The 24,949-nt window shown below is 71.8% G+C and carries 23 protein-coding genes; 20 read left to right on the top strand and 3 right to left on the bottom strand.

Annotated features, from left to right (window positions below; all coding sequences use genetic code 11):
• Position 1: 1 nt before the first annotated feature.
• The 6 genes from rimP (at position 2) to rbfA (ending at position 5,998) form a co-directional block, all read left to right on the top strand.
• Positions 2–538 (top strand): ribosome maturation factor RimP, encoded by a 537-nt coding sequence (rimP, locus tag ABD793_RS29900; RefSeq protein ID WP_344865988.1) that lies wholly within the window; start codon positions 2–4, stop codon positions 536–538.
• Positions 535–1,581, top strand: a complete 1,047-nt coding sequence (nusA, locus tag ABD793_RS29895; protein ID WP_344865986.1) for a transcription termination factor NusA — start codon at positions 535–537, stop codon at positions 1,579–1,581. The genes rimP and nusA overlap by 4 nt, the downstream gene beginning before the upstream one ends.
• Complete coding sequence (locus ABD793_RS29890) at positions 1,578–1,997, top strand: YlxR family protein (RefSeq protein WP_425548793.1); 420 nt, start codon at positions 1,578–1,580, stop codon at positions 1,995–1,997. The genes nusA and ABD793_RS29890 overlap by 4 nt, the downstream gene beginning before the upstream one ends.
• A gap of 65 nt (positions 1,998–2,062) precedes the next feature.
• Positions 2,063–5,032 (top strand): translation initiation factor IF-2, encoded by a 2,970-nt coding sequence (infB, locus tag ABD793_RS29885; RefSeq protein ID WP_344866184.1) that lies wholly within the window; start codon positions 2,063–2,065, stop codon positions 5,030–5,032.
• 163 nt (positions 5,033–5,195) lie between these two features.
• Complete coding sequence (locus ABD793_RS29880) at positions 5,196–5,495, top strand: DUF503 domain-containing protein (protein WP_344865984.1); 300 nt, start codon at positions 5,196–5,198, stop codon at positions 5,493–5,495.
• Positions 5,496–5,521: 26 nt separating this feature from the next.
• Positions 5,522–5,998, top strand: a complete 477-nt coding sequence (gene rbfA / locus ABD793_RS29875) for a 30S ribosome-binding factor RbfA (protein WP_344865982.1) — start codon at positions 5,522–5,524, stop codon at positions 5,996–5,998.
• Positions 5,999–6,539: 541 nt separating this feature from the next.
• Here the strand turns inward: rbfA and ABD793_RS29870 are convergent.
• Positions 6,540–7,577 (bottom strand): TRM11 family SAM-dependent methyltransferase, encoded by a 1,038-nt coding sequence (locus ABD793_RS29870; protein WP_344865980.1) that lies wholly within the window; start codon positions 7,575–7,577, stop codon positions 6,540–6,542.
• A 25-nt stretch (positions 7,578–7,602) separates the two neighbouring features.
• Here ABD793_RS29870 and ABD793_RS29865 point away from each other — a divergent pair, with 25 nt between their 5' ends.
• The 12 genes from ABD793_RS29865 to ABD793_RS29810 all read left to right on the top strand — a co-directional run bounded on the left by ABD793_RS29865 (position 7,603) and on the right by ABD793_RS29810 (position 21,008).
• Positions 7,603–8,610: a DHH family phosphoesterase gene (locus ABD793_RS29865; RefSeq protein WP_344865978.1), complete on the top strand. Its 1,008-nt coding sequence runs from the start codon at positions 7,603–7,605 to the stop codon at positions 8,608–8,610.
• A gap of 54 nt (positions 8,611–8,664) precedes the next feature.
• Positions 8,665–10,002: an MATE family efflux transporter gene (locus ABD793_RS29860; RefSeq protein WP_344865976.1), complete on the top strand. Its 1,338-nt coding sequence runs from the start codon at positions 8,665–8,667 to the stop codon at positions 10,000–10,002.
• A 756-nt stretch (positions 10,003–10,758) separates the two neighbouring features.
• Positions 10,759–12,066, top strand: a complete 1,308-nt coding sequence (locus ABD793_RS29855) for an MFS transporter (RefSeq protein WP_344865974.1) — start codon at positions 10,759–10,761, stop codon at positions 12,064–12,066.
• Positions 12,067–12,096: 30 nt separating this feature from the next.
• Positions 12,097–13,011 (top strand): tRNA pseudouridine(55) synthase TruB, encoded by a 915-nt coding sequence (gene truB / locus ABD793_RS29850; RefSeq protein ID WP_344865972.1) that lies wholly within the window; start codon positions 12,097–12,099, stop codon positions 13,009–13,011.
• A gap of 41 nt (positions 13,012–13,052) precedes the next feature.
• On the top strand, positions 13,053–14,018 hold the full coding sequence (locus tag ABD793_RS29845; RefSeq protein ID WP_344865970.1) for a bifunctional riboflavin kinase/FAD synthetase: 966 nt from the start codon (positions 13,053–13,055) through the stop codon (positions 14,016–14,018).
• 156 nt (positions 14,019–14,174) lie between these two features.
• Positions 14,175–14,648 carry a helix-turn-helix transcriptional regulator gene (locus ABD793_RS29840; RefSeq protein ID WP_344865968.1) on the top strand — a complete coding sequence of 158 codons (474 nt, stop codon included), beginning with the start codon at positions 14,175–14,177 and terminating at the stop codon, positions 14,646–14,648.
• Positions 14,649–14,653: 5 nt separating this feature from the next.
• Positions 14,654–15,469 carry a 2'-5' RNA ligase family protein gene (locus ABD793_RS29835; protein WP_344865966.1) on the top strand — a complete coding sequence of 272 codons (816 nt, stop codon included), beginning with the start codon at positions 14,654–14,656 and terminating at the stop codon, positions 15,467–15,469.
• A 106-nt stretch (positions 15,470–15,575) separates the two neighbouring features.
• Entirely contained in the window at positions 15,576–15,845 is a 270-nt protein-coding gene (gene rpsO / locus ABD793_RS29830) for a 30S ribosomal protein S15 (RefSeq protein WP_344865964.1), read from the top strand.
• Positions 15,846–16,076: 231 nt separating this feature from the next.
• Entirely contained in the window at positions 16,077–18,341 is a 2,265-nt protein-coding gene (locus tag ABD793_RS29825; protein ID WP_344865962.1) for a polyribonucleotide nucleotidyltransferase, read from the top strand.
• Between the two features lie 95 nt (positions 18,342–18,436).
• Positions 18,437–19,801, top strand: a complete 1,365-nt coding sequence (locus tag ABD793_RS29820) for a M16 family metallopeptidase (protein WP_344865960.1) — start codon at positions 18,437–18,439, stop codon at positions 19,799–19,801.
• Entirely contained in the window at positions 19,798–20,547 is a 750-nt protein-coding gene (dapB, locus tag ABD793_RS29815; RefSeq protein ID WP_344865957.1) for a 4-hydroxy-tetrahydrodipicolinate reductase, read from the top strand. Before ABD793_RS29820 ends, dapB begins: the two co-directional genes overlap by 4 nt.
• Complete coding sequence (locus ABD793_RS29810) at positions 20,544–21,008, top strand: tetratricopeptide repeat protein (RefSeq protein ID WP_344865955.1); 465 nt, start codon at positions 20,544–20,546, stop codon at positions 21,006–21,008. The genes dapB and ABD793_RS29810 overlap by 4 nt, the downstream gene beginning before the upstream one ends.
• Before the next feature lie 414 nt (positions 21,009–21,422).
• Here the strand turns inward: ABD793_RS29810 and ABD793_RS29805 are convergent, their stop codons facing one another.
• Positions 21,423–21,938, bottom strand: coding sequence for a hypothetical protein (locus ABD793_RS29805; protein ID WP_344865953.1), 516 nt, complete (start codon positions 21,936–21,938; stop codon positions 21,423–21,425).
• A gap of 153 nt (positions 21,939–22,091) precedes the next feature.
• On the opposite strand from ABD793_RS29805, the gene ABD793_RS29800 reads away from it, so the two are divergent.
• Positions 22,092–22,568 carry a GtrA family protein gene (locus ABD793_RS29800; protein ID WP_344865951.1) on the top strand — a complete coding sequence of 159 codons (477 nt, stop codon included), beginning with the start codon at positions 22,092–22,094 and terminating at the stop codon, positions 22,566–22,568.
• Here ABD793_RS29800 and ABD793_RS29795 read toward each other — a convergent pair.
• Positions 22,558–23,118: a GNAT family N-acetyltransferase gene (locus ABD793_RS29795; protein ID WP_344865949.1), complete on the bottom strand. Its 561-nt coding sequence runs from the start codon at positions 23,116–23,118 to the stop codon at positions 22,558–22,560. The two genes, ABD793_RS29800 and ABD793_RS29795, sit on opposite strands and share 11 nt — an antisense overlap.
• Before the next feature lie 51 nt (positions 23,119–23,169).
• On the opposite strand from ABD793_RS29795, the gene ABD793_RS29790 reads away from it, so the two are divergent.
• Positions 23,170–24,396: a winged helix-turn-helix domain-containing protein gene (locus ABD793_RS29790; RefSeq protein WP_344865947.1), complete on the top strand. Its 1,227-nt coding sequence runs from the start codon at positions 23,170–23,172 to the stop codon at positions 24,394–24,396.
• The last annotated feature ends 553 nt before the right edge of the window (positions 24,397–24,949 follow it).

Here is a 24,949-nt window from a genome sequence, read left to right as displayed (position 1 = left end):
CGTGCCCAACGAACTCGCCAGCCGGTTGGAGCCGATAGTGGCCGCAGCCGTCACGACCGCGGGTTTCGACCTCGACTCGCTCGAGGTGCAGCAGGCAGGCCGCCGTCAGCTGGTGAAGGTCGTCGTCGATTCCGACGACGGGGTCGGGCTGGACGAGGTCGCCGAGGTCAGCCGCACGGTATCGGCGGCGCTCGACGAGAACGAGCACGTGCTGGCGAGCGCCTACACGCTCGAGGTCACCTCGCCGGGACTCGACCGGCCGCTCACCCAGCCGAGGCACTGGCGGCGCGCGCGGTTCCGGCTGGTGCGGATCACCCCTGCCGAAGGCGCCGAGTACGTCGCGCGGGTCGGGCCCGCGGGCGACCGGAGCGTGCGGGTGCTGGCCGACGGCCGGCTGAAGGACGTGTCCTACCAGTCGGTCGCGAAGGCGGTCGTGGAGGTCGAGTTCAAACAGCCGCCCGCCGACGAGCTGAAACTGCTGACCGCGCAGGAGCCCGGCCGGACCGAGGCGGAAACCCAGGGGGAGGAGCAGAAGTGAACGTGGACATCGCCGCACTGCGGACGATCGAGCGGGACAAGGACATCCCCTTCGACACGGTGATCGAGGCGATCGAGACGGCGCTGCTCACCGCGTACAAGCACACCGACGGGCACCAGCCGCACGCCCGCATCGACATCGACCGCAAGACCGGGCTGGTCCGGGTGCTCGCGCACACCCTCACGCCGGAAGGCGAGGTCGACGAGGAGTGGGACGACACCCCGGAGGGCTTCGGCCGGATCGCGGCCACCACCGCCCGCCAGGTCATCCTGCAGCGGCTGCGCGACGCCGAGCACGAGAAGACCTTCGGCGAGTTCTCCGCCAAGGAGGGCGAGATCGTCGCGGGCGTGGTGCAGCGCGACACGCGGGCCAACGCGCGCGGCATGGTCGTGGTCCAGGTCGGGGACACCGAGGGTGTGCTCCCGCAGGCCGAGCAGGTCGCGGGGGAGTCCTACGAGCACGGCACCAGGGTCAAGGCGTTCGTGGTCGGCGTGTCCCGCAGCAACCGCGGCCCGCAGATCATGCTGTCGCGCTCGCATCCGAACCTGGTGCGCAAGCTGTTCGCGCTCGAGGTCCCGGAAATCGCCGACGGCACGGTCGAGATCGCCGCGGTCGCCCGCGAACCGGGGCACCGGTCCAAGATCGCGGTGCGCTCCACGGTCGCCGGGGTGAACGCCAAGGGCGCCTGCATCGGCCCGATGGGCGCGCGGGTGCGCAACGTGATGAGCGAGCTGGCCGGCGAGAAGATCGACATCATCGACTGGTCGGAGGATCCGGCCAGGTTCGTCGGGAATGCGCTGTCGCCGTCGAAGGTTGTGTCGGTCACGGTCGTGGACGAGCGGGCGAAGACCGCCCGCGTCGTCGTGCCGGACTTCCAGCTCTCGCTCGCCATCGGCAAGGAGGGCCAGAACGCCCGGCTCGCGGCCCGGCTCACCGGCTGGCGGATCGACATCCGCAGTGATGCCGCGCCCGGCGAGCCGCAAGGTGAGCAAGACCACGCCGGTCCGGTGCGGCCCGCCGCGGCCACCGGTTCTTCCGAGTGAAGACGCAGGCGCTAGACTCGACAGTGGTTCAGCGCCCGCGGCGGGCAAGCGTCAGCACAGCCGAGCACCAGCGTGACCGGTCTTTCCCGGTACGTACGTGTATCGGTTGCCGGCAGCGGGCACTGATCGGTGAACTGCTGCGCGTGGTCGCGGTGGACGGACGGCTGGTCCTCGACGAACGTCGGCGGCTGCCGGGCCGGGGAGCTTGGCTGCATCCCGGACCGGGCTGTCTGTCCCGGGCCGAGCGGAAACGGGCGTTCCCCCGGGCCCTTCGGGCCACGGGCACGCTCGAGGCCGCCGGCCTGCGCGAGCATCCGGCGTTCACCGCGGACATCGGCTCCGGGACCTCCCCGGGGCCGTGGGAACAAGGAAGCAGGTCGACCCGTCATGAGTCAGCCGTGAAGCTGAAGCCATGAACGCGCGACGATAAGGACGAGGTCAGCGGGTCCCACCGCCTGGCCTCCCCTAGATGAGGAGAGCTGTGCCAGGCAAGGCCCGTGTACACGAGCTCGCGAAGGAGCTCGGCATCACCAGCAAGGAAGTTCTCGCGAAGCTCAAGGAGCAGGGCGAGTTCGTGAAGTCCGCGTCGTCCACCGTCGAGGCGCCGGTCGCCCGGCGGCTGCGGGACGCGTACCCCGCCAAGGGCGGGAAGAAGTCCGGACCCACGCCGGGACCGCGGCCGGTGCCGCCGCCCGCCCCGGCCCCGCCTCCCGCTGCGGCGCGCACGCCTGCGCCGCAGCAGGACACGACGCAGGCACCGGCGGCGTCGGCCACCCCGGCCGAGCCCGCCGCGAAGCCCGCTCCGCAGGCGGCCAAGCCGGCCGGACCGGGCGCTCGCCCCGGCCCGCGTCCCGGCCCCCGGCCGGCCACGCCGTCCCCGGCCGAACAGGCCCCGGCCGCGCAGTCCGGACCGGCCCCGTCGAAGCCGGCCCCGGCGCCTGCCTCGAACCCGGCCGACGCGAACCCCGGCGGTTCGGTCGTGCCCCCGAAGCCGCAGGGCCCCAAGCCCGGCGGTCCGAAGCCCGGTCCGCGCACGCCGCGGGTCGGCAACAACCCGTTCGGCGTCGGTTCCGGTTCCCCGGCCCCGCGTCCGCCGTCCTCGCGTCCCGGACCGGGGCAGGGTGGCGACACCCGGCCGCGTCCCGGTGGTTCCGGCGGCGCCGACCGTCCGGCCCCGCGTCCCGGCGGTGGTGCGGGCGGCAACCGGCCCAGCCCCGGCAACATGCCTCCCCGGCCGAACCCCGGCATGATGCCGGGCCGCGCCCGTCCGGCCGGTCCGGCCGGCGGCCGTGGCGGTCCCGGTGGCGGCGGTGGCGGTCGTCCCGGTGGTGGCGGCGGCGGTCGCCCCGGCGGCGGTGGCGGCGGTTTCCGCGGTGGTCCCGGCGGCGGTGGCGGCGGTGGCGGCTTCCGTCCCGGTGGCGGCGGTGGCGGCGGCGGTTTCCGTCCCGGTGGTGGCGGCGGTGCCCCTGCCGGTGGCGGCGGCTTCCGCGGTGGCGGCGGTCGCGGTGGACCCGGTGGCCGTGGTGGTACCGCGGGTGCCTTCGGCCGCCCCGGTGGACCCTCGCGCAGGGGCCGCAAGTCGAAGCGGCAGAAGCGCCAGGAGTACATGGACAACATGCAGGCGCCCAGCGTCGGCGGCGTCCGCCTGCCCAAGGGGCAGGGCGAGACGATCCGGCTGCCGCGCGGTGCCTCGCTGACCGACTTCGCCGAGAAGATCGACGCCAACCCGGCTTCGCTGGTGCAGGTGCTGTTCCACCTCGGCGAGATGGTCACCGCGACGCAGTCGGTGTCGGACGACATCCTCGAGCTGCTCGGCGGCGAAATGAACTACACGGTTCAGGTCGTCTCGCCCGAGGAGGAGGACCGCGAACTGCTGGAGACCTTCGACATCACCTACGGCGAGAACGCCGGTGACGAGGAGGACCTGCAGGTCCGGCCGCCGGTCGTGACCGTGATGGGTCACGTCGACCACGGTAAGACCCGGCTGCTGGACACGATCCGGAAGACGAAGGTGCGCGAGGGCGAGGCCGGCGGCATCACCCAGCACATCGGTGCCTACCAGGTCGAGACCGAGCTCGAGGGCAACCCGCGGCTGATCACCTTCATCGACACCCCCGGTCACGAGTCGTTCACCGCCATGCGTGCGCGTGGTGCGAGCTCCTCGGACATCGCGGTGCTCGTGGTCGCGGCCGACGACGGCGTCATGCCGCAGACGGTCGAGGCGATCAACCACGCGCAGGCGGCGAAGGCGCCGATCGTGGTGGCGATCAACAAGATCGACAAGGAGGGCGCGAACCCGGACAAGATCCGGCAGCAGCTCACCGAGTACGGCCTGATCGCCGAGGAGTACGGCGGCGACACGATGTTCGTGGAGATCTCCGCACGCGAGAACATCAACATCGAGGGCCTGCTGGAAGCGATCCTGCTGACCGCGGACGCCGCACTGGACCTGCGGGCCAACCCGGACATGGAGGCACAGGGCGTCGCGATCGAGGCACACCTCGACCGCGGCCGCGGCCCGGTGGCCACCGTGCTGGTGCAGCGCGGCACGCTGCACGTCGGCGATTCGGTCGTGGCGGGCGACGCCTACGGCCGCGTGCGCCGGATGGTCGACGAGTACAACGAGGACGTCACCGAGGCAACGCCCTCGCGTCCGGTCCAGGTCATCGGGTTCACCTCGGTGCCGGGTGCGGGCGACACCTTCCTGGTGGTCGACGAGGACCGCGTCGCGAGGCAGATCGCCGAGCGCCGGTCGGCCCGCACCCGCAACGCGCTCAACGCGGCGCGGCGCAAGCGGGTCAGCCTCGAGGACCTCGACTCCGCCCTGAAGGAGACGAGCAGCCTCAACCTGATCATCAAGGGTGACAACTCGGGTACCGTCGAGGCGCTCGAGGCGGCGCTGCTGCAGCTGGACGTCGGCGACGACGTCGAGCTGAACGTGGTGCACCGCGGTGTCGGTGGAGTGACCGAATCGGACATCGACCTGGCGACCGCGTCCGACGCGATCGTGCTCGGGTTCAACGTCCGTGCGCAGGGCAAGGCAACCGAGCGGGCCACCCGCGAGGGCGTCGACGTGCGCTACTACACGGTCATCTACCAGGCGATCGAGGAGATCGAGCAGGCCCTCAAGGGCATGCTCAAGCCGGAGTACGAAGAGGTCGAACTGGGCCGCGCCGAGGTGCGCGAGGTCTTCAAGTCCTCCAAGTTCGGCACGATCGCCGGTTGCCTGGTGATGTCCGGGGAGATCCGGCGCAACGCCAAGGCCCGCCTCCTGCGCGACGGTGCCGTCGTCGCGCAGAACCTGCCGATCAGCTCGCTGCGGCGGTTCAAGGACGACGCGGTCGAGGTCAGGGAAGGGTACGAGTGCGGTCTCACGCTGGGCTCGTACAGCGACATCAAGGTCGACGACGTGGTTGAGACCTACGAACAGCGGGAGAAGCCGCGTGCATAGCGGCTAGTCGGAGAGTGCTCGTCGGAGGAAGAGGCGTGCTCGCAGGCTGTGCTCGCCTCTTCCTCCTTCGCGGTGTCTCTTGGGGGTCGAACCCCCAAACCCCCGCCAGGGGGCAAGCCCCCTGGACCCCCGGCGGTCGTCGCGGTTGGCTCGGAGGGTCACCATGTTCGTCGGAGCTCTCGAGCTCGATCTGCTGCTCGACGATGTGCATTCGTTGAAGGAGAAGCGGTCTGTGGTTCGGCCGGTGGTGGCCGAACTGCGGAAGCGGTTCGCGGTGTCGGTTGCCGAGGCCGGGTATCTGGACCGGCATCGGCGTGCCCTGATCGGGGTCGCCGCGGTGGCTGCCGGTGGCGAGCACGTCCGGGACGTGCTCGACTCGTGTGAGCGGTTCGTGGCCTCGCGGCCGGAGCTCGCGCTGCTCTCGGCGCGCCGCCGGCTGCTCGGCCCGGACGATGAGAACTAGGGATTTCGAAGAAGGAGACCTCAGCCATGGCCGATCCCGCTCGGGCCCGCAAGCTCGCCAAGCGGATCTCGCAGATCGTGGCCTCGGCGATCGAACACGACGTCAAGGACCCGAGGCTGGGTGCGGTGACCATCACCGACGCCCGCGTGACCGCGGATCTGCACGACGCCACGGTGTACTACACGGTGCTCGGCGAAAGCCTCGAAGCCGCACCCGACTTCGCGAGCGCCGCGGCCGCCCTCGAGGCCGCCCGCGGAGTCCTGCGCACCAAGGTGGGACAGGGTACCGGCGTCCGCTACACCCCGACGCTGACCTTCGTCGCCGACAGCATCCCGGACGACGCCCGCCGCATCGAGGAACTGCTGGCGAAGGCCCGCGAGGCCGACGCGGAGGTGGCCCGCCGGGCAACCGGTGCCTCGCCCGCGGGAGAAGCGGACCCGTACAAGCCACCGCGCACCGCGGAGGACGACGAGGAACCCGCAGAAGAGGAGACCAGGGGCTGACGGACGGCAACTGGGGCCCGAGGTCACCCGGCGCGGCACGCTGTCTGGTGGTGCCGCGGCGCTCGTCGCCGCCTGCTCCGGGCGCCCCGCCGCGCTGGGTCCGCCGCCCCCGCATGCCCCGCCCACCCGGCGGCCGACCTTAACCGGACCGCTGACCCTGTGGTCGGCCGTGTCCGGAGCTGCGTGCCTGGTGGTCCGCGGTATCCGGATCGTTTACCCGACGGTCGCCGCAACCGGGCCCGCCCTGGCGGTCGGCGTAACCGGACTGCTGACCCTGCGGTCGGCCGTGTCCGGGCCCGCCCGCCTGGCGGTCGGCGTAACCGGACCGCTTACCCCTGCGGTCGGCCGTGTCCGGAGCTGCGTGCCTGGTGGTTGCCGTATTTGGATTGCTGACCCGGCGGTCCGCCGTGCCCGGACCTGCCTACCCGGTGGTCGCCGTAGCAGGACGCGTACGCCGGACAGTGTCGTCAGGCGCTGCGTACGGGGACCGGCAGGTCGGCGCGATACCGGGCAGTGCTCCAGCCGCGGGGTGCGCGGGGGCTCAGGCCGGTTTCGCCGCCACCACGAGATCCCGCACGATCGCCTGGTCCACCCGGTGCGCGAGTTCCTCGTACGGGCCACCTTCGCGCACCTGCAGACCGGCGTGCGTCAGGATCGCCGTCAGCTCTTCTCGCGGCAGCACATGCGTGTTCCACGAAATCCCCATCGCACCGCCAGGGCGCAGAACGCGAGTCCACACCGGAACCGCGGCGGCGAGGAGGTCGCGCGGGCTGCGGGCGAGCCCCGCGTCGCGGTGGCTGCCGTGTTGCACGCCGTACGGGGCGTCGGTGACCACGAGATCCACCGAAGCCGGGCGAAGCAGTTCGTCGGTGGTGAGGGTATCGGCGTTGAAGTAGCTGACCCGGCGGGTCCGTCCGGCCTTGTAGTCGTCCTTGTCGAAGGCGTACTCGACGTCGAGGCGACGGCCCAGGCGCACCTTGTTGCGACGCAGCTGGCCGGAGTCGGCCGTGTGCTTCACCCGCTTCGTGCGCAGCCAGGTCTTCAGGAACTGTTCGTAGGCCTCGAAATCGCGGCTGTCGACGTCGAGTCCGGTCGCGTCGAAGCCGTACATCATCGCCTGGTTCAGCGTGGTCCCGCGGCCGCACAGCGGATCGAGCAGGTGCTGTGGCCGTCCCGGCCAGTCCCCGGGTGCCGAGGTGGCGAGCAGGGTGAGATTGAGCAGCAGCTTGGTGAACTGCTCGTTGGTCTTGCCCGGGTACTTCTGGATGGTGAGCAGGTCCGAGTCCGTCTCCGCGAGCGGTCGCACGGGTACCGGAGCCAGCAACCCGTCGCGCAGTTCGAAGAGCGCGTACAGCGACGACAAGTTCGACAGCAGCGTGAGGTCGGCTTCGTCCAGTGGCTCGGCGCAGGAGAACCGCACGTAGCTCACGCCGCCCAGCTCGGCCTCCCCGATGTCGGACACGGTGGCGCGCAGTCCGGCCGCGCCGAACACCGCCAGCTCGGCGCGCAGCAGCGCCGGTGACGACGCGGCGTACACGCGGTTGGCGGAGGGAAGAACGAGGATCGCGTACTCAGGCATCCCGCAGAGCGTAGCGTGACGCACTGTGACAGCTTCTCTGGTGCAGGACATCGAGGCCGCCGCCGTGCTGCTGGCCGAGGCAACAGACGTGACTCTGCTCGGGCACGTACGCCCGGACGCGGACGCGCTCGGCAGCGCGCTGGCCCTCGGCCATGTGCTGCACCGGCGCGGGGCGGCGGTGCGGGTCTCCTTCGGCGAACCGGACGAGACGCCGGAAACCCTGGCCTGGCTCGACGAGGACGGCTTGCTGACCCGGGTTGCCGACCTGCCGCCGTCGGACGGCCTGCTGGTCGCCCTCGACACCCCCGTCCCGGCGCGGCTGGGCAGGCTGGCACCGCGAGTGGCCACGGCCGGTTCGGTGCTCGTCGTCGACCACCACGCGACCAACACCCGTTACGGCACCCACCACGTGGTCGACGAGACCGCGGAGGCGACGGCAGTGCTGGTCACGCGGATCATCGAGGCGATGGGTGCCGAGCTCGACGAGCCTGCCGCGCGCTGTCTGTACGCCGGGATCGTCACCGACACCAGCGGCTTCCGCCGGGCGAGCCCCGGCACCCACCGCATCGCCGCCCGGCTGCTGGAAGCAGGCGTCGATCCGGCGGAGGTGGCGCGGCGGATCATGGACGACCATCCGTTCGCCTGGCTGCCGATGCTGTCGGCAGTGCTCGCGCAGGCCCGGCTCGAACCGGAAGCCGCGCAGGGCCTCGGTTTCGTGCACACGGTCGTGCCCGTCGCGGCCGCGGCGACGGTGCGGAGCGAGGAAGTCGAATCGGTGATCGACGTGGTGCGCGGCACCCGGGAGGCCGGTGTGGCGGCCGTGCTGAAGGAAACCGGGTCCACTGCGGACGGTCCGGTGTGGACGATTTCGCTGCGCTCGGCGGGCGGGATCGATGTGTCCGCGGTGGCGACGGAACTCGGCGGCGGCGGGCACCGGATGGCGGCCGGCTGCACCGTGGCCGGCGCCGCGCAGGACGTGCTGGATCGCCTGCGGGAAGCGCTGGAACGGGCACCGTTGCTGCGCGTGTCCTGAACCGGCGGTGCCCGCGCGGCGGGAATTGTCGGGGGTGGTCGTTAGGCTGCTGCGGTGTCCGAAAACGCCCCGCCCGCCGTGGAATCCGGTGAACGCGTCCCTGCACGCCGAGTGCTCGGTCTCGCCGTGCCCGCGCTCGGCGTGCTCGCCGCCGAGCCGTTGTACGTCCTGGTCGACACGGCCGTGGTCGGGCACCTCGGCGCGCTGCCGCTGGCCGGGCTCGCGCTCGGCGGGGTGGTGCTGTCGCAGATCTCCACGCAGCTGACCTTCCTGTCCTACGGCACCACCTCGCGCACCGCCCGGCTGCACGGCGCGGGCCGGCGTCCCGAGGCGGTCCGCGAGGGGGTGCAGGCCACCTGGCTCGCCATCCTGGTCGGGCTGGTGTTGCTGGTGGCAGGGCAGGCGCTGGCCGGGCCGATCGCCCGCGCGCTGTCCGGCAGTGACGAGATCGCCGCCGCCGCGGTGTCGTGGCTGCGGATCGCGTTGTTCGGTGCGCCGCTGATCCTCGTCACGATGGCGGGTAACGGCTGGATGCGCGGGGTGCAGGACTCCGCTCGTCCGCTGCGGTATGTGCTGGCGGGCAACGGGATCTCCGCCGTGCTGTGCCCGCTGCTGGTGTACGTGGCGGGGCTGGGGCTGGAGGGCTCCGCGATCGCGAACGTCGTCGCGCAGGTCGTGTCGGCCGTGCTGTTCTTCGCCGCGTTGGTCCGGGAGCGGGTGCCGCTGCGGCCGGATTTCCCGGTCATGCGGGCGCAGCTGGGCCTCGGGCGGGATCTCGTGCTGCGGAGCCTGGCGTTCCAGGCGTGCTTCGTGTCCGCCGCCGCGGTCGCCGCCCGCACCTCCACCGAGGCGGTCGGTGCGCACCAGGTGGTGCTGCAGCTGTGGACGTTCCTGTCGCTCGTGCTCGATTCGGTGGCGATCGCCGCGCAGTCGCTCGTGGGCGCGGCACTCGGCGGCGGAGCCGCGCGGCAGGCGAGGGGAGTCGCCGGGCAGATCACCGCCTACGGTTTGGCATTCGGCTGTTTCCTGTGCGTGGTGTTCGCCGCGCTGTGGAACACCCTGCCGCACGCGTTCACCTCGGATCCGGGAGTGCTCGGCGAAATCCCGCACGCATGGTGGTTCTTCGTGGCACTGCAACCGATCGCCGGAGTGGTCTTCGCACTGGACGGCGTACTCCTCGGCGCAGGCGACGCCGCGTTCCTCCGCACCGCGACACTGGTCAGCGCAGGCCTGGGATTCCTGCCGCTGATCTGGCTGTCGCTCGCCTTCGACTGGGGCCTGACCGGCATCTGGAGCGGACTGTCGCTGTTCATGGTCTTCCGCCTGGCCACCGTGGTCGCCCGGTGGCGCTCCGGCCGCTGGGCCGTGACCGGCGCCGTCCGCGCACCCTGACCGGCACCGCACCGCCCATCCCGGCCCCGGCTCGGCTTCGCGGCAGCGAGTCGGGAGATCGCCGGGCTCCCGCGGCAGACCGTGCCTGCCGGGCGGGACCGCGTCTGCTGGCTGGACCTTGCCTGCCGGGCGGACCGTGTCTGCCGGGCGGGACCGCGTCTGCCGGCTGGACCGTGTCTGCCGGGCGGGATCGTGCCTGCCGGGCGGACCGTGTCTGCCGGGCGGGACCGCGTCTGTCGGCCCGGCCGCGTCTGCTGGCCTGACCGTGTCTCCCGGGCCGATCGTGCCCCACCGCGGCGACCCGCCTCGCCGGGGCCGGGGAGGCGTTGCCCGGCGGATCGCTGCCGATCCGGCGGCCGGGCCGGGGCATCCGGATCCGGGTTGTCCCCGCTGTCCGGTGCCGGCCGGCGGGGCTGCCGGATCGTCCGGGCCGGGGTGGTGCGGTTCTGCGCTCGTCCGGTCCGGGAAGGTCCGGTCTGCCGCTGATCCCGCCCCCGATCCCGGGTGGCTGCTGCCGATTCCGGGGCCCGGCCGTCCTCCTCGGCCCATGCGGCCCCGCTGCCGGGATGACGGCGCACCCGGCCGGCCGCCGGGATTCCCGCCTGCTGCCGGGAATCCGGCTTGCCGCGGCCGGGCTGTGGTGAAGAACACCCAGGTAACGGCTATGTATCGCGGTTGCCGAGGCGATACAACCATCGAGGCGGCAGCGTCGTCGTCTTCTTGTGTCCGACGCCTGTCTGCTTCCTGGAGGAACCCTTGTCGCCCGCCGGTCGTGCTTCTGTCCGGTCCTGGCTGATCTGGCTCACCGCCGTCTTCGTCTACCTGCTCGCGGTGTTCCACCGGACTTCGTTCGGGGTGGCCGGGCTGCAGGCAGCGGATCGGTTCGGGGTCGGCGCCGCGGCTCTCGGTACCTTCACCGTCCTCCAAGTGGGCGTGTACGCGGCCATGCAGATCCCCACCGGTGTACTGGTCGATCGCTACGGTCCCCGGCGGGTGCTTCTCGTCGCTGTGGTCGTGCTCGGCAGCGGGCAGCTCCTGCTGGGTGTCGCGAGCACCTACGGTCTCGGGTTGCTCGCGCGCGGGGTGCTCGGGCTCGGCGACGCGCTCACCTTCGTCAGCGTGCTGCGTCTTGTCGCCGCGCATTTCCCTGTGCGCCAGTACGCACTGCTGACCTCGTTCACCTCGGCCGTCGGCTACGTCGGCAACCTCGCCGCCACGGTTCCGCTCACCCTCCTGCTGAACGGTCCCGGGTGGACCTTCACGTTCGTCGCCGTCGGAGCGATCACCCTGCTGTACGCGGTGCCGGTCGCGGTGCGCGTGCGGGACATCCCGGCCGGTGAACCGGAACCGGTGCGGGAGCCGGTGCGAACGGCCGAACTGGGCCGGCAGGTCCGCGCCGCCTGGGCGGTGCCCGGCACCCGGCTCGGCTTCTGGGTGCACTTCACCACGATGTTCGCGCCGAACGTGCTCACCCTGCTGTGGGGAGTGCCGTTTCTGGTGCAGGGACAGGGATTGCCCCCGGCGACCGCGAGCGCGCTGCTCAGCGTGTTCGTCTTCGGCTCGATGGCGGGCGGCCCGGTGCTGGGCACGGTGATCGGCCGCCACCCGTCGCTGCGGATGCCGCTGGTCGGGGCTTACCTCGGCGGTGCGGCGGTGGTCTGGGCGGTGCTGCTCGGCTGGAGCGGCCCGGTGCCGACCGGGGTGCTGGTGCCCGCGTTCGCGTTCCTGTCGCTGGGCGGTCCGGCGTCGATGATCGGCTTCGCGCTGGCCCGTGACTACAACCCGCTCGCCCGCGTCGGCACCGCGACCGGCGTGGTGAACGTGGGCGGTTTCGTGGCCACCACGGTCACCGCGCTGGTGGTCGGCGTCCTGCTCCAGCTCACCGGCGGCAACTTCCGGCTGTCGCTGCTCGCCGTGGTCGTGGTGCTCGCGCTGGGCACCTGGCGGATGCTGACGTGGTGGCGCCGTGCCCGTGCGCACCTGTTCGCCGCCGAAGCACGGGGCGAGTCCGTGCCGGTCCGGATCCGGCGGCACCGCTGGGACCGCACCCCGGTGGCGGCTTGACCGGATCGCCCGGTCGGTAGGGTTCCGGCCGTGTCTCGCCCGAAGGAACCGCGCCGCCCCGCGCCGCCGCCAGGACTGCTCGTCGTCGACAAACCGGCCGGGATGACGTCACACGACGTGGTGGCCAGGGCTCGCCGGATCATGGGCACCCGCAAGGTCGGGCACGCCGGCACCCTCGACCCGATGGCCACCGGCGTGCTGGTGCTCGGCATCGAGCGCGCCACCAAGCTGCTCGGCCACCTCGCGCTCGATCGCAAGACCTACCTGGCCACGCTGTCGCTCGGGCAGTCCACCACCACCGACGACGCGGAGGGCGAAACCCTTTCCGCCGCCACCCCGGACGCCGTCGCCGCGGTCACCGACGAGCAGATCACCGGTGGGGTCACCGCGCTGACCGGTGACCTGCAGCAGGTGCCCAGTGCGGTGTCCGCGGTGAAGATCGACGGCAAGCGCGCCTACGCCAGGGTGCGTGCGGGGGAGGAAGTGGTCCTCCCGCCGCGGCCGGTGACCGTGCACCGTTTCGACGTGCTGGCCGTGCGCCGCGAGGACGACCGGATCGAACTGGACGCCGTGGTGGAGTGCTCGTCGGGCACCTACGTCCGCGCGCTCGCTCGTGATCTCGGTGCCGGTCTCGGCGTCGGCGGGCACCTGAAAGCCTTGCGCCGCACCACAGTCGGACCGTTCACGCTGGCAAGGGCACGCACTCTCGACCAGCTGGCGGCCACCCCGGAGCTGTCGCTCGACCTCGACGAGGCGGTCGCCACGGCCTTCCCGCGCCGCGATCTCGACGCGGTCACCGCCAAGGCGATCCAGTACGGCCGCCGCATCCCGGCCGCCGGGATCGAGGGCACCTACGGTCTGTTCGCCCCGGACGGGCACGTGCTCGCGCTGGCCTCGGACACCGACGGAGTGACCCGTTCGGTAGTGGTCCTGCTGCCCGCATAAGGTGGGGCCAAAGGGTACCGGTGCGGGGAGAGTTGACGGCAGTGCAGCGGTGGCGTGGGCTCGGGGATCTCCCGGGCGGCTGGGGACGATGCGTGGTCACCATCGGCGTGTTCGACGGCGTGCACCGCGGGCACCAGGAACTGATCGCCCGCACGGTGGAAGCGGCCGCCGGGCGCGGCGTGCCGAGCGTGGTGGTCACCTTCGACCCGCATCCGTCCGAGGTGCTGCGCCCCGGTACCCATCCGGCGCAGCTGACCACCTTGCGGCGCAAGGCCGAACTGGTCGAGAGCCTCGGCGTGGACGTGTTCTGCGTGCTGCCCTTCACCCTGGAACTCTCACGGCTGAGCCCGCACGAGTTCGTGCACGAGGTACTGGTGGACCGGCTGCACGCGGCCGCGGTGCTGGTCGGTGACAACTTCACCTTCGGCGCCAAGGCGGCAGGCAACGTCGCACTGCTGCGCGAGCTCGGCAGGCGCTTCGGATTCGTCGCCTACGGCGCGGAGCTGCAGGGCCGGTCCCTCGCCGGGCACAGCGACGACCCGATCAGCACCGACATCACCTTCTCCTCCACCTACGTGCGCTCGTGCATCGACGCGGGTGACGTGGTGGCCGCGGCCGACGCGCTCGGCAGGCCGCACCGGCTGGAGGGCATCGTGGTCCGCGGCGACCGCAGGGGACACGACCTCGGCTACCCGACGGCGAACCTCTCCACGGCCCGGTTCGCCGCGGTCCCCGCAGACGGCGTCTACACCGCGTGGTTCACCCGGTTGTCCGATCCGGACCGGCGGTTGCGTGCGGCGGTGTCGGTGGGCACGAACCCGACCTTCTCCGGCCGCGAGCGCACCGTGGAGGCGTTCGTGCTCGACGTGGACGAGGACTTCTACGGGCAGCACGTGGCGCTGGATTTCGTCAGCAGGCTGCGCGATCAGGAGCGGTTCGGCCGGTCGGCGGACCTGGTCAAGCAGATCGACGAGGACGTGGTGCGCACCAGGGACGCGCTCGGGTGAACCGCCCCCCGGACGGACCGCGAGGACCGGATCAAGGGGTGGAAAAGGACGTTCCGGCCCGCGCAGCGGGGTCCGGATGGCAAGATGACCCGGGCGGCACCGACCGCACGGGCCGGTGGCGAGCACCGCGGACACGGGGCTAGGGGAGCGGAACTGGTGGAGGACCACAAGATCGTCCAGCGGAACATCGCGCTGCAGCGGGAGTGGTACGGGGAACCGCTGGGGGATCGGGTGCGCCGGCTGGTGGTGGCCTTCGACGTGTCACAGGCCTTCCTGGCCGAGGTGCTGGGGATCAGCGCGCCGATGCTGAGCCAGGTGATGAGCGGGCGGCGGGCGAAGATCGGCAATCCGGTGGTGCTGGCCCGGATGATCATGCTGGAGCGCAAGATCCTGGTACCCGAGGTGGCCGCGGGCGACCGCGACGCAATGCAGACCGCACTGGAGGACGTGCGCGACTCCCGGCCCACGGTCGGACGCGACAACATCCCGGTGGGCTCCGACGAGCAGGCCGTACTGGCCGTGCTGCGCGATATCGCCGAGGACGAGAACCTCGGCGAGGCCGCCAAACTGCTGGACGAGGGCTTCCCGGCGATCGCCGACCTGCTGCGCCGCGCCGGCGCCGCACAGTAGGCGGCGTGCGGCTGTTCTCCGCGCTGCGCCCACCGGCCGATGTGATCGCGGCGGTGCTCGAAGCACTGGGCCACCGCGCGGAATCCGGGCCGGACCGACCCGCCGATGCCGGCTCCGACCCGCGCGGAACGACCCGCCCGGCCGGTGCCGGACCGGGCCCGCTTGCCGGTGCCGGGCCAGGCTCGCTTGCCGGTGCCGGACCGGATCCGCTTGCCGGTGCCGGGCCAGGCCCGCTTGCTGATGCCGGGCCGGATCCGCTTGCCGGTGCCGGGCCAGGCCCGCTTGCTGACGCCGGATCGCATCCGCGCACCGGTGCCGGGCCAGGCCCACTTGCCGGTGCCGGATCGCATCCGCTCGCCGGGGCCGAAGCGGCGGAGGCGTCCGGACCAGGACTGCGCTGGACCGAACCGGCAGGCTGGCACGTGACCCTGGCTTTCTACGGCGAAGCCGATCCGGCCGAGCGCGCCGCGTTCCTCGGCGCGGCGCTGGACGGCTGTGCGCCGATCGACCTCCGGCTGGGTGGTTCCGGAACCTTCCCCGGCGTGCTGTGGCTGGCCGCCGAAGGGGAGGGGCTCGCCGAGCTCGCGCGCGTCGCGGGGGCCGGGGACGAGCGGCCCTACCGTGCGCACCTGACCCTGGCGCGCCATCCCCGCGACCGGCCCGGCCCGGCGCGGCCGTGGGCGGAACGGCTGGCCGGTTTCCGCAGCCGGGTGTGGTCCGCCCGCGAGGTGGTCCTGATGTCCGGTGGCGGGCAGCCGTACCGCACGGTCGGCCGGTTCGGCCTGCACCGCGCGTGCGGACCGCCCCCGTACGGCTGGTAACCTCGGCGAACGGGTCCGGCTGCAGTCCGTGGCGGCCGTGACCGTCTACCCGGCCGCGTGGCGCGGTGCGGGCCCCACGGCACTGAACACACAAGGAGCACCACCAGTGGCGCTGTCCACCGAAGAAAAGAAGACGATCCTTTCCGAGTACGGCTTGCACGACTCGGACACCGGATCCCCCGAGGCCCAGGTCGCCCTGCTGACCAAGCGCATCACCGGCCTCACCGAACACCTCAAGACGCACAAGCACGACCACCACTCGCGCCGTGGTCTTCTGCTGCTGGTCGGCCGTCGCCGCCGGTTGCTGAACTACACCGAGAAGGTGGACGTGGCGCGCTACCGGGAGCTGATCAAGCGTCTCGGCCTGCGCCGATAGCGTCCTGACGAGGGGGAGTGACCGTTCGGTCGCTCCCCCTCGCTGCACTACGACCACAACGGCGTGAGCGCGCTGGAGGACCCGTCCGCCGGTCCTCGGTAGTGGTTCCCGGGTGTGTACCCGGGGGCTTCGATCGAAGACCGGCCTGCATCCTCGAGCGTCCTCGGGCGAACCGGGTCCCAGGGTGGGAGACTCGCGCCTTACGAAGGCAACAAAGAGGAGAATGACCCCATGACCGACTCCACCGGAGTCACCGTGCACGAAACCGAGGCCGTGCTCGACAACGGCCGGTTCGGCACCCGCACCGTGCGGTTCGAGACCGGCAGGCTGGCCAAGCAGGCCGCCGGCGCGGTCGTCGCGTACCTGGACGAAGAGACCATGCTGCTCTCGGCGACCACGGCGTCGAAGCACCCGAAGGACCACTTCGACTTCTTCCCGCTGACGGTGGACGTCGAGGAGCGCATGTACGCCGCCGGGCGTATCCCCGGCGCGTTCTTCCGCCGCGAGGGCCGCCCCTCGACCGACGCGATCCTCACCTGCCGGCTGATCGACCGGCCGCTGCGCCCGTCGTTCGTCGAGGGCCTGCGCAACGAGATCCAGGTCGTCATCACCGTGCAGAGCCTCAACCCGGACGACCCGTACGACGTGCTGGCGATCAACGCCGCGTCCGCCTCCACCCAGATCTCCGGTCTGCCGTTCTCCGGCCCGGTCGGCGGCGTGCGCGTCGCGCTGATCGAGGACCAGTGGGTCGCGTTCCCGACCTGGTCGCAGCTGGAGAAGGCCACCTTCAACATGGTGGTGGCCGGCCGGATCGTCGGTGCGGACGTCGCGATCATGATGGTCGAGGCGGAGGGCACCGAGCACACGCTCGACCTGATCGCCGACGGCAGCAAGGCGCCGGACGAGGTGTCGGTCGCCGAGGGCCTCGAGGCTGCGAAGCCGTTCATCAAGGTGCTGTGCGAGGCGCAGCAGCGCCTCGCCGCGGACGCCGCCAAGCCGACCGGCGAGTTCCCGCTGTTCCCCGCCTACGAGCAGGACGTCTACGACGCAGTCGCCGCGATCGCCACCGACGACCTGGCGAACGCGCTGCAGATCGCCGGCAAGCAGGACCGCGACGCCGCGACCGATCAGGTCAAGGCCGCGGTGCTGGAGAAGATCGGGCTCGGCGAGGGCGAAGCCTTCGAGGGCCGGGACAAGGAGGTCGGCGGGGCGTTCAAGGCGCTGTCGAAGAAGGTCATGCGCAAGCGGGTCCTCACCGACAAGATCCGGATGGACGGCCGCGGGCTCACCGACATCCGCCAGCTCTCGGCCGAGGTCGCGGTGATCCCGCGGGCGCACGGCTCGGCGCTGTTCGAGCGCGGTGAGACCCAGATCCTGGGCGTCACCACGCTGAACATGCTCCGCATGGAGCAGCAGATCGACTCGCTGTCCCCGGAGACGCACAAGCGCTACCTGCACCACTACAACTTCCCGCCGTTCTCCACCGGCGAGACCGGTCGCGTCGGCTCGCCGAAGCGGCGCGAGATCGGCCACGGCATGCTCGCCGAGCGTGCGCTGGTGCCGGTGCTGCCCAAGCGCGACGAGTTCCCGTACGCGATCCGCCAGGTCTCCGAGGCGCTGGGCTCCAACGGCTCCACCTCGATGGGCTCGGTCTGCGCGTCCACCCTGGGCCTGTACAACGCCGGTGTGCCGCTGAAGGCGCCGGTCGCGGGCATCGCGATGGGCCTGATCTCGGACGAGGTCGACGGCGAGGCCCGCTACGTCGCGCTGACCGACATCCTCGGTGCCGAGGACGCCATGGGCGACATGGACTTCAAGGTCGCCGGCACCAAGGACATCATCACCGCGCTGCAACTGGACACCAAGCTCGACGGCATCCCGTCGGAGGTGCTCGCGGCCGCGCTGAAGCAGGCCAAGGACGCCCGCTACACCATCCTGGACGTGCTCGCCGAGGCGATCGACGGCCCGGACGAGATGAGCCCGTTCGCCCCGCGCGTGACCAGCGTGAAGATCCCGGTGGACAAGATCGGCGAGGTCATCGGCCCGAAGGGCAAGATGATCAACTCGATCACCGAGGAGACCGGCGCGGACATCTCGATCGAGGACGACGGCACGATCTACGTGGGCGCGGCCGACGGCCCGTCGGCGGAAGCCGCGATCGACAAGATCAACGCGATCGCCAACCCGCAGCTGCCGAAGGTCGGCGAGCGTTTCCTCGGCACCGTGGTGAAGACGGCCGCGTTCGGCGCGTTCGTCTCGCTGCTGCCGGGCAAGGACGGCCTGGTGCACATCTCCAAGCTGGGCAACGGCAAGCGGATCGCCAAGGTCGAGGACGTGGTCAACGTGGGCGACAAGCTCCGCGTCGAGATCGCCGACATCGACAACCGCGGCAAGATCAGCCTGGTCGTCGTCAAGGACGACGAGGCGGAGCAGCCTGCCGACGGCGCGGACCAGTCCGAGCAGGCGGATCAGGCGGACAAGGCCGAGGCCAAGTAGGACCGGGTTCGCCCGGCGAATCCGGCAGGCCCGCAGCAGAAGGCCCCCTCTCCGCCGGGGAGGGGGCCTTCCGCGCACGTACAGCGAAGGAATCCATGGCACGGCAGGTTTCCGGGCACGAGCAGCCCGTCGGCAGCACCCGCACGCTCGAGTCCACTGCGGACGGTGCGATCGTCCGGCGGAGCGTGCTCCCCGGCGGGCTGCGGGTGATCACCGAGCACGTCCCTGCCTCGCGTTCGGCCACGGTCGGGCTGTGGGTCGGCGTCGGCTCGCGGGACGAGCCGCCTGCGGTCGCCGGTGCCGCGCACTACCTGGAACACCTGCTGTTCAAGGGAACCCGCACGCGCGACGCCACCGGGATCGCGGAGGAGATCGACGCGGTCGGCGGCGAGTTCAACGCGTTCACCGCGAAGGAGCACACCTGCTACTACGCGCAGGTGCTCGATGCGGACCTGCCGCTCGGTCTCGACCTGGTCACCGACGTGGTCTTCGAGGCGCTGTGCACCGATCAGGACATGGACACCGAACGCAGTGTGGTGCTCGAAGAGATCGCGATGCGCGACGACGATCCCGAGGATCTGCTGCACGAGACGTTCGTGACCGCGATCCTCGGTGACCACCCGCTCGGCCGCCCGGTGCTGGGCACCGAGAAATCCATCACCACGATGTCGCCGGTGGCGCTGCGCGGGTTCTACCGGCGCCGCTACACCTTGCCGCGGATGGTGCTCGCGGTCGCCGGGAACGTCGAGCACGGCCAGGTGCTGCGGCTGGTCCGGCGCGCGCTGCGGGACCGGCTCGGCGGTACCGGCACCCCGGTGGCGCCGCGGTCCGGCCGCGCCCGGGTGCGCACGGCGCCGAAGCTGGTGCTGCATCCGGACGACACCGAGCAGGCGCACGTGATGCTCGGATTCCACGCGCTGGCCCGGCACGACGAACGGCGGTTCGCGCTGTCGGTGCTGAACGCCGCGCTCGGCGGCGGCATGAGTTCGCGGCTGTTCCAGGAGATCCGCGAACGGCGCGGGCTCGCCTACCAGGTGTACTCCTCGGTCGCGAGCTACGCCGATATCGGCCACCTGTCGGTGTACGCGGGCTGTCAGCCGGAGCGGCTGGGCCAGGTCGCCGGCGTGATCAGGGAGGTGCTCGACGGGGTCGCCGCGGACGGGCTGAGCGAAGCCGAGGTGGCGCGCGCGAAGGGCCAGCTGCGTGGCGGGCTCGTGCTCGGCCTGGAGGACACGTCGTCGCGGATGTCCCGGATCGGCAAGAACGAGCTGAACTACGCCCGGTACCTGGGCGTGGACGACACGGTCGCCAGGATCGACGCGGTGACCACCGAGGACGTGTGTGCGCTCGCTCGCACTCTGCTGCGGCGTCCCGGCGGGGCGCCCGCCGCCGCCGTGGTGGGGCCTTACGCTCACGCCGACGACCTGCCCGACGATCTGCACGAGGTGATTGCGTCATGACCGAGTCCCCGATCCGCGTCGGCGTGCTGGGTGCACGCGGCCGTATGGGCGCCACGGTGGTGAAGGCCGTGGAGGGGGCGCCGGGCCTGGAGGTGGCGGCCGCGCTGGACGCAGGCGACGACCTGGCCGGCCTCGGTGCCGCACAGGTGGTCGTGGACTTCACCCACCCGGACGCGGTGATGGGCAACCTGCGGCACCTGATCGCCCACGACGTGCACGCCGTCGTCGGCACCACCGGCTTCACCGACGAGCGGCTGGCCGAGCTGCGGGAGCTGCTGGCCCCGAAACCCGGGCTGGGTGTGCTGATCGCGCCGAACTTCGCACTCGGCGCGGTGCTGGCCATGCGCTTTGCGGCGCAGGCGGCGAAGTTCTACGCCTCCGCCGAGGTCATCGAGCTGCACCACAACCGCAAGGCGGACGCACCGTCGGGCACCTCGGCGCACACCGCGCGGGCGATCGGCGAGGCCAGGGCGGCGGCCGGCCTCGAACCGGGACCGGACGCCACCACGTCCGAAGTGGACGGTGCGCGCGGCGCGAGCGTCGGCGGCGTCCGGGTGCACTCGGTCCGGTTGCCGGGACTGGTGGCGCACGAGGAGATCCTCTTCGGCGGCGAGGGTGAGACGCTGACCATCCGGCACGACTCGATCGACCGCTCGTCGTTCATGCCAGGGGTGCTGCTCGCCGTGCGCACCGTGGTGTCCCGCCCCGGCCTCACGGTCGGCCTGGAGAACGTGCTCGAGCTGTGAGGGCCCGTAACGTCGCGCTGCTGCTGACCGCGGCGCTGGTGGTGTACCTGGTGCTGCTGGCCGACCGGGCGGTGGCGCTGATCGGCACCGGTACCGCGGCCGGGATCGCGCTCGGGATCGGGGTTTTCCTGCTGCCGCTGCTCGGCGTGTGGATCATCGTGGTGACCTGGCGCTCCGGAACGCAGATCCAGCGCCTGTCGCGGCGGCTCGACGCCGAGGGCGCTCTGCCGGACGTGTCCGACCTGCCGCGCCGCCCGTCCGGCCGGGTCGACCGCGAGGCCGCCGACGCGTGGTTCGACCGGCGCCGGGCCGAGGTCGAGGCCGACCAGGACGACTGGCGCGGCTGGTACCGGCTGGCCTACGCCTACGACATCGCCGGGGACCGCCGCCGCGCCAGGGCCACCATGCGCAAGGCGCTCGAACTGGAAGCTGCGGAACGGAACCTGACGGACCGGAAGTGAGGGGTACCGCGCGGAACAGGGGTTGACGCGCGGCCCGGTCGGTGCGGGTCCGGGTAACCGCAGGTCACGCGGGTGCCAGTCCCCGGCAGGCTCGGTCGGGCTCAAGTGGCGCCGTGGTGGTGCCACGCAGCCTGGGCAGCGCTGTCCGGTGGCGTGCAGCCGGTTCGGCACCGTGCGGTGAGTCCGGCGTCGCGGAGTGAGTCCGGCGTCGCGCAGTGAGTCCGGCGTCGCGGAGTGAGTCCGGCGTCGCGGAGTGAGTCCGGCGTCGCGGAGTGAGTCCGGTGCCGTGCAGTGAGTCCGGCGTCGCGGAGTGAGTCCGGCGTCGCGCAGTGAGCCCGGTGCCGTGCAGTGAGTCCGGTGTCGCGCAGTGTCGACCGGACCCGTCCCGCGCTGCTCAGGGCTGTACCGCCCCGTTCAGTGCAGCCAGCCGGCGAACACCGCGGGCGCCGCGGCGAGCAGGCTGAACCGCACCCAGCGGCCGGCCAGCCCGGCCGCGAGGAACGTGGCCAGCCGCATCCGCACCACGCCGGCGAGCACGCTGGTGGCCATGAACGGCGGCAGCCCGACGATCGAGCTGACCCCGTAGGTGGTGGCCATCCAGTGCGGATGCCGCTGGCAGCGCTCGCGCAGCGCCTCCACCTTCGACCGGATCACCTTGGTGCGCCGTTGCCAGCGGACGCGCCGCGGGGTGAGCGGGCGTTCCCGGTGCACCCGGTCGTGCAGGAACTGCGGCAGCCGGATGCTGCCGCGAGCGGCCAGGTAGTACAGCAGTTTCCCGGCGATCTGGCCGATCGCGACCGCTCCGCCGAGCCACAGCCAGTGCGGGTTGTGCTGGCTGGCGCACAGCCCGAGCACGAACAGCTCGGCGTTGACCAGCGGCACCAGCGCGGAGCCGAACGCGACGCCGAACGTCACGAGCAGCCAGCCCATCGCGCCTCCCCCCGCCGAGTGATCCTGGTCATTCACGCTAGCAGCTGTCACGAAAAGGTCACGGGGGCTAACCCCCGTATTCCGGCGGCGGCAGACCCCAGAAGATCACCTGCCCGTCCGATCCCGGACACCTTCCGCTGCCAGGATCGTGGCGTGCCGGACGTGCGCCTCGCCGATCGCTTCGCCGGATTCTGCGCGGCTGTCGTACGGATCCTGCCTTTCGGACTCTCCCGGATCGTCGCGCCGAGCTTCCTCGGCTTCGCGCTGATCAACGGCTGCACCTTCGCCGTCGACCTGGTGCTGCTGACGCTGTTCCACGGCGGGCTCGGCTGGCCGGTGTGGCTGGCCATCAGCCTGTCCTACGTGCTGGCGTTCGGACTCAGTTTCCTGCTCAACCGCGCGCTGAACTTCCGCTCGCACGCGCCGGTCGGCCGGCAGGCGGTGCAGTACGCGGTGGCGATCGGGGTGAACTACGCGGTGTTCCTGCTCGGGCTGGGTGCCGGGCTGTCCGCGCTCGGGATGGAGTACCGCCTGTCGCGGCTCATCGCCGGCGCTTGTGAGGGTGTGTTCATGTACTCGGTGATGCGCTGGGTGGTGTTCGCGAAGCGGGAGGAGCCGGTCAGCGCGTGAGCTCCAGCTCGAGCGTGCCGGTGAGCCGGACTTCGCGCAGCGTGCCACGGCCGGTGTCGAGGGTCCGGACGGTGCCGTCCGGAGCCCAGCCTGCCCGGCGGTAGAAGCCGAGTGTGGCGTGGTCGGACTGGGCGACCCAGGTGATGCCGCGGGACAGGCCCTGCGCGCGCAGTCCGTCCGCGGCGGTGGCGAGCAGCCGCCCGGCGTGTCCACGGCGGCCCCAGCGCGGTTCGACCACCAGCGAGGCGATCAGGCCGGTCGCGCCGGCGTCGGTGGGCAGGCTGCCGTCGGCTGCCGCGGCCTCGTCCTCCGGTGCCGGGCCGGCCACGCAGTAGCCGACCGTGAACGAGCCTTCGGTGGCCAGGTACACGGCCGAGGCCGGGTAGCCGATCGTCTCCGCCCAGGTGCCCTCGAGATCCGCCGCGTCGAGGCTGTCGATGGCTTCGGCACCGAGCAGATCGGTGTAGGCCTCCCGCCAGGCGATTCTCTGGATACGGGCGATCTCGGCGGCGTCGGATGGACTCGCGGGACGGACTTCGGCGGCACTCACGCCGGGCAATGTACCGAAACTGTCGGGGGTGGCTGGCACCATGGCGGCACCATGCAGACGATCAGCCTTCCCCTCAGTCTTGCTGCTGCCCGCCGCACTGCGCTGGCCGCCCAGGGGTTCGCCGACCCCCGGCCCGCCTCGCCCCCGACCCGCAGGCACCTGTCCAGGGTGCTGTCGCGGGTCCAGCTGCTGCAGCTGGATTCGGTCAACGTCGCCGTGCGCGCGCATTACATGCCGTTGTTCTCGCGGCTGGGTGCCTATGAGCCGGCACTGGTCGACGACGCGGCGTGGGAGCACCGGCCGCGCCGCCCGCGGCTGCTCGTGGAGTCGTGGGCGCACGAGGCGAGCCTGTTGCCGGTCGAGGACTGGCCGTTGCTGCGTTCCGGCGCGAAGCGCGACGGCTGGTGGCGCCACTACGCCCAGGAGGTGGAGACCGTGCCGGGGCTGGTCGAGGACATCCTGGCGGTGGTCAAGGACCAGGGCCCGATCGGTGCCGGGGCGATCGAAAAGGCGCTGGAGACCGAGGCGGTACGACGCGGACCGGGCGCATGGTGGGAACGTTCGCTGGTGAAGAGGGCGTGCGAGTACCTGTTCGGGCTCGGACAGCTCACCACCGGTACGCGCCGGTCGTTCGAGCGGTTGTACGACCTCACCGAACGGGTGATTCCGCCGGAGGTGCTGTCCCGCCGGGTGAGTGTGGAAGAGGGCGCACGGGGTCTGATCGAGCGTTCCGCGCGGGCGTTGGGCGTCGGTACCGAACCGGATCTGCGCGACTACTACCGGCTGGGCCCGGACGTCAGCCGCCGGGCGGTCGCCGATCTCGTCGAGGCAGGCACCCTGGAACCGGTCCGGGTCGACGGCTGGCGCGCGGTCGCCTACCGGCACAGCGCGGCCCGCACCCCGCGCACCATCCGGGGGAGGGCACTGCTGTGCCCGTTCGACCCGCTGATCTGGGAACGCGCCCGCACCGAGCGGCTGTTCGGATTCCGCTACCGCATCGAGATCTATGTACCGGAACCGAAGCGGGAGTACGGGTACTACGTGTTCCCATTCCTGCTCGACGGTGCCCTGTGCGCCCGTGTGGATCTCAAGTCCGACCGGGCGGCCGGCGTACTGCGCGTGCAGGGCGCCTTCGCCGAACCGGACGTCGACACCCCCCGGGTGAGCGCCGAACTGGCCGCGGAACTCCGGCATATGGCGGAATGGCTCGGCCTGGACGGCGTCGCAGTAGGAAAACGAGGCGACCTGGCAACCCCGTTGCGTCGCGCGCTCGCCTGACCCCGGCTGCGCGCGACGGCAGCGCGCGACGGCAGCGGGTTTTGGCGGCCGGATAGCGGGTGTGCACAGGGGAGGGGCCGTCGGTCGGGCACTTGAGCCGGTGACCGTGGTGAGGAGTCTTTGGCGGGCAACGGGTTTGGCGGCCGGGTACACGCAGTGGTCGGACCTCCGAGCCGGCAACCGTGCCGATGGGTTGAGGGCCGGGTGCCTGTCTGGTGCCTGGACACCCGTTGGCGACCGCCCGGTTGCTGACCGGATAACGCCGGTGTGCCGGTATACCGGCAGCCACTGCGGTCGTGGGCCTCGCGGCCGGCAGGCCCACGACCGAGCGGACTCGGCGGAGAAGGCGGCTGTCCGGCCGGATTCCCCTGCTGTGCGGACGTTTCCGGAGACCGGCGGGCGAGGCGGCCACCGGTACCGTCACTCCTGCGACTGCGACTGCGACTGCGACTGCGACTGCGACTGCGACTGCGACTGCGACTGCGACTGCGACTGCGACTGCGACTGCGACTGCGACTGCGACTGCGACTGCGACTGCGACTGCGACTGCGAC

The sequence above is a fragment of the Amycolatopsis ultiminotia genome, assembly GCF_039536925.1.
GTDB classification, from domain to species: domain Bacteria; phylum Actinomycetota; class Actinomycetes; order Mycobacteriales; family Pseudonocardiaceae; genus Amycolatopsis; species Amycolatopsis ultiminotia.
This window is presented reverse-complemented; position numbering and strand designations above follow the sequence as displayed.